The 5,021-nt window shown below is 70.0% G+C and carries 4 protein-coding genes and 1 pseudogene; all 5 read left to right on the plus strand.

Translation table 11 applies throughout. The annotated features are described in order from the left end of the window. Nucleotides 1–216: PAAR domain-containing protein (locus HOQ08_RS04405; RefSeq protein WP_291192051.1), on the plus strand; the 216-nt coding region annotated here is incomplete at its 5' end. A gap of 5 nt (nt 217–221) precedes the next feature. Continuing rightward, the gene (locus tag HOQ08_RS04410) at nt 222–1,610 is read left to right on the plus strand and encodes a tetratricopeptide repeat protein (RefSeq protein WP_291192053.1); all 1,389 of its coding nucleotides are present in this window, start codon (nt 222–224) and stop codon (nt 1,608–1,610) included. A gap of 154 nt (nt 1,611–1,764) precedes the next feature. After that, nucleotides 1,765–3,810: pseudogene (tssI, locus tag HOQ08_RS04415) on the plus strand (type VI secretion system tip protein TssI/VgrG). A gap of 11 nt (nt 3,811–3,821) precedes the next feature. Then, on the plus strand, nt 3,822–4,361 hold the full coding sequence (locus HOQ08_RS04420) for a hypothetical protein (protein ID WP_291192055.1): 540 nt from the start codon (nt 3,822–3,824) through the stop codon (nt 4,359–4,361). A gap of 8 nt (nt 4,362–4,369) precedes the next feature. Beyond that, nucleotides 4,370–5,021: type VI secretion system-associated FHA domain protein TagH (gene tagH / locus HOQ08_RS04425; protein ID WP_291192057.1), on the plus strand; the 652-nt coding region annotated here is incomplete at its 3' end.

A 5,021-nucleotide genomic window follows, 5' to 3' on the forward strand; every position in this document is an offset into this window, starting at 1 on the left:
GGCCCGATCGCCGCGCCGGGTGCCCCCAAGGTGCTGATCGGCGGCCTGCCGGCGGCGCGCCTGGGCGACATGGCTACCTGCGTGGGTCCGCCCGACAGCATCGTGATGGGTTCGCCCAAGGTGCTGATCGGCGGCCAGCCGGCGGCGCGCCTGGGCGACACGTGCGCGCATGGAGGCACGATCGTGCTGGGCTGCTTCACGGTGCTCATCGGCTGATGGCCATGGTCAAGCCGTCGTTAGGCAACGTGATGTTGCGCCGCTCGGTACGCGATTTCGCGCAGGTGCTGCGCGAGGCATTGCACGCCCACCAGGCGGACGACCTCGACGGCGCCGAGCGGCTGTACCGCGAGGTGCTGGCGCTGCGCGCCGCGCAGCCGGACGCCATGCACTACCTCGGGGTGCTGTGCCACCAGCGCGGACGCAGCGACGAGGGCGTGGAACGGATCCGCGCCGCCCTGAAGATCACGCCGCGCCACCCGGATGCGCACAACAACCTGGGCAACATCCACAAGGAATGCGGCCGGCCCGCCGAGGCCGAGGCCTGCTACCGGCGTGCGCTCGAATGCGCTCCCGAGCACCACAACGCCCTGGGCAACCTTGCCGTGGTGCTGGAGGTGCAGGAGCGGCTGGACGACGCCTTCGACGCCTACGGCGCGCTGCTGCGCCAGGCGCCGGAGGATGCCCGCGGGCACTACCTGATGGGGCTGTTCCTGCGCAACCACGCGGAGCACATGGAGCATCTCGAACAGTCGGCCGAGTGCTTCCGCCGTGCCTTCGAGCTGGACCGGCGCAACCTGCGCGCGCTGGAGGCGCTGGGCGTGGCGCTGTATGCGCTCAAGCGGCACGACGAGGCGCGGCAGGTCTACCGCGACTGGCTCTCGCGCGAACCGGACAACCCGGTGCCGCGCCACATGCTGGCCGCCTGCGGCGGTGCCAAGGCGCCCCCGCGCGCGGGGGATGCGTATGTGCGCGAACTGTTCGACGGCTTCGCCGACAGCTTCGACGAGCAGCTCCTGAAGAATCTGGACTATCGCGCGCCCCAGATACTGACGGCGGCACTGGACGCCGTGCTGGGCACGCCGGCCGCTGCGCTGGACGTGCTCGACGCCGGCTGCGGTACCGGCCTGTGCGCCCCGCTGGTGCGTCCGCACGCGCGGCGGCTGGTCGGCGTGGACCTGTCCGGCGGCATGGTGGAAAAGGCCCGCATCCGCGGTGGATACGACGTGCTGGAAGTGGCCGAGCTCACCGGCTACCTGCAGGCCCACGGCGACGCCTTCGACGTGGTGCTCTCGGCCGACACCCTGGTCTACTTCGGCGAATTGCAGGAGGCGCTCACCGCGGCCCACGCGGCGCTGCGCCCGGGTGGCTGGGTCGCCTTCACGCTGGAGGCGATGGACGGGGACGCCGACCGCGCCGAGCTCACCCCCAGCGGCCGTTACCGCCATACCCGCCGTTACGTCGAGCGCGCGCTCGCCGCAGCCGGCTTCAGCCACCTGCACCTTGCGGCGGACAACCTGCGGCGCGAGGCGGGACAACCGGTGGCAGGCTGGGTGGTGCTGGCGCGGCGCACGGCGCCGTTGCCCACATGCCCGCGAGGGGAATCCGCATGAGGCAGTCGTCCGCAAACCCCTTCGCGCAGGCAGTAGGGAGGTCCCGGCCGTTTCCGGACGCGCGCCGCCCCCACGGCGACTTCTTTCCGGCCCGTGCGCAGGGCTCCCAGGCACCCGGCTCCGGTCCGGTGCATACGGTGCGGAGGCACGCCCGATGAGCCAGCAGATCACCCTCGAATCGACACAGTGCAGGGACCTGCTGTTCAACAGCATGGTCGTCGACGAGCAGCTGGGGCGCATGTTCTCCTACCAGGTCGATTTCTGCAGCAAGAACGAGAAGATCGATCTGGGCAGCCTGCTCGGCACTGCGATGACGGTGAAGCTGAGCGCCGGCGACTACTACCAGCGCCAGTTCAACGGCATCGTCTGCGAGGCCGCGCAAACCAGCGTGGCGGTGATCGACGGCTTGCGCTACGCCCAGTACAGCGTGCGCCTGGTGCCCAAGCCCTGGCTGCTGGTCGACAAGATCGACTGCCGCATCTACACCGCCATGACGGTGCCGGACATCGTCAAGTCGGTGCTTGCCGACGCCGGCTACACCGACGTCAAGCTCAGCCTGAGCGCGTCCTACGCCAAGCGCGACTATTGCGTGCAGTACCGCGAGAGCGGGCTCAACTTCATCAGCCGCCTGATGGAGCAGGAGGGCATCTAGTACCTCTTCACCCACGCCGCCGGCACGCACACGATGGTGCTGGCCGACGGTGTCGGCGCGCATTCGAAGGCGGTCCGCTTCGACCGCGTCGCCTACCTCGGTTCGCGCGAGGCCGTGCTGCTGGACGAGGCGGCCGTGGAAGACTGGGTGGCGTCCTGCGGCCGCGACGCGACCAAGTATCAGCTGATCGACTACGACCCGCTCAAACCCAAGACCTCGCAACTGGCGACCGGCACGGCCAGCGGCCACGGCACGGGGCCGGAAGGTTTCGACTTTCCGGGCGGACATTTCGACCCGGAGGTCGGCAAGCACTTCGCGCAGGTGCGCGCCGAGGCGTTCAGCGCGTCGCGCTCGCGCTACAGCGGCACCACCGGTTCGTGCGCCATCGAGGTCGGCGGCCTGTTCACGCTGTACGACTACCCGCGCGTGGAGCAGAACCGGGAATACCTGGTGATCGGTATGACCATGCACCTGCACAACGGCAGCTACGCTGCCGGTGACGGCGCCGCCGCGCCATCGTTCAGCTGCAACTTCCAGGCGATCCAGAGCAGCAAGCCGTTCCGTACGCTGCCGGTCACGCCCAAGCCCTCGGTCGTGGGCCTGCAGACCGCGGTGGTGACCGGCAGCGAGACCGACGAGGACATCGCGATCGACGAGCACGGTCGCGTGCAGGTCACCTTCCACTGGAACCGGCCGGACAAGAAGGACGCCAAGAGTTCCTGTCCGGTACGCGTGGCCTCGGCCTGGGCCGGCAAGGGCTGGGGCGCGGTGAGCCTGCCGCGCGTGGGGCAGGAGGTAGTGGTCAGCTTCCTGGAGGGCGATCCGGACCGCCCGCTGATCATCGGCAGCGTCTACAACGCCGACAACGCACCGCCCTACGGCCTGCAGGCCACCAAGACGCAGAGCGGCATGAAGAGCCGCAGCCTGCTCGGCGGCACCGCCGACTTCAACGAACTGCGCTTCGAGGACAAGAAGGGCGAGGAGGATTTCTTCATCCACGCCCAGAAGGACATGCACGAGGAAGTCGAGAACGACCATACGGTCACGATCGACCACGACGAGATCCTGACCGTCAAGAACGACCAGACCCTGACGGTCAAGCACGACCAGACGCTCACCGTCGAGAACGACCGGACCGAAACGGTCAAGCACGACCGCAAGGCCACCGTGCAGAACGACGACAAGCTGGACGTCAGCAACAACGGCACCACCAGCATCGGCCAGAAGTTCAAGCTCTCGGCAGGCAGCCAGATCGAACTGGTCTCCGGCGCCGCCAGCATCGTGCTCAAGAGCTCCGGCGACATCGAGATCAAGGGCGTCAACATCAAGATCACCGGCAGCGTGTCGGTGAAGGTCGAGGGCCAGGCCGAGGTGGACGTCAAGGCCGGCGCCACCATGGACCTGGGCGCCGGGGCCAGCCTGAAGATGCACTCGGACGCCATGCTCGAAGTGGCCGGCGGCGCCATGGCCACCGTCAAGGCACCCATGCTCACGCTCAAGGGCGACGGCATGAACCAGGTGTCCGGCGGCATCGTGATGATCGGATGAGGGAGGAGCCCATGTCGCCAGTCGTACAGGCCGCCGAACGGATGGAGCTGGCTGCGCCCGCACGGGCCCGGCTGGAGCCGCGCATGAACCCCCTGCAGGCCGTGCAGACCCTGCTAGCCGAAGGCCAGACGCAGGATGCGCTCAAGCTGCTCGCGCATCTGCTGCCCAAGCGCTACGCGGTGGCCTGGGCCTGCCAGTGCGCGCGCGACGTGCCGCTGCCGCTGGAGGACAAGGCCGGCGCCGTGCTGGCCGAGCAGTGGGTGCGCGAGCCGGACGAGGTGCACCGCCGCGCCGCCTTCGAATTCGCCAACGCCGGCGGCTACCGCACCATCGGCACCTGGCTCGCGGCGGCGGCCGGCTGGTCCGGCGGAAGCCTCGCGCCGGCCGGCCAGGAAACCCCCGTGCCGCCCGCCGAACACCTCACCGCCTGCGCCGTGGTGGCCGCCGTCAACCTGATGGCCGGCATGGAGCCCGAACGCTTCGAACAGCGCCGGGGCGACTTCATGGTCCGCGCCATGGGCCTGCTGGGCGCCGGCGAGCCGGCGAACTGACGGAGACGATGAGCGTGGCCAACCCACAGACACTGGTGCTCGCCGTGCTCGGCCCGCATGCCGCGCAGTTCGGTGCGCGCAGCCAGAAGGCCTTCGAGGGGCGCGATGGCAGCATCGGCCGCGCCGACGACTGCGACTGGGTGCTCTCCGCCGCCGGCGTGTCGCGCGTGCACGCCATGGTGCGCTGCCTCAACGGCATGTATTTCATCGAGGACCGCAGCACCAACGGCATGCTGCTCAACGGCCGGCCGCTGATGAAGGGCGACCCCGCGTCGCTGAAGGACGGCGACCGCCTGCAGATCGACACCTTCGAGGTGGCCGTGCGGCTGCAGGCCGATCAAGCCACCGTGGCGCAGCCGGCGTCGGCGCCCCCGCCCGCGATGGCTGCAGCGCCGCTGCCTGGCGGCGATTTCCTCGATGCGATGCTGGGCGGCGATCCGTTCGCGGCCGCCGCGCCGCCCGCGCGCGGCGTGCCGGACGAACCGCTGATCCCGGCCGCCAGCGCGCCGGCCGGTGCGCTGGATCCGCTGGCCTTCCTGGACGAACCCTTCGGCGCGCCGCCCGCATCCGCACCCGCCCCGGCCGCCAGCTGGAACCACTCCAGCGGCATGGCCGACCACTTCCACCCACCCGGCGTCGCCGGCCAGCGCGATGCGCTGC

The organism is Frateuria sp. (genome assembly GCF_013362045.1).
In the GTDB taxonomy this organism is placed as follows: Bacteria; Pseudomonadota; Gammaproteobacteria; order Xanthomonadales; family Rhodanobacteraceae; genus Frateuria_A.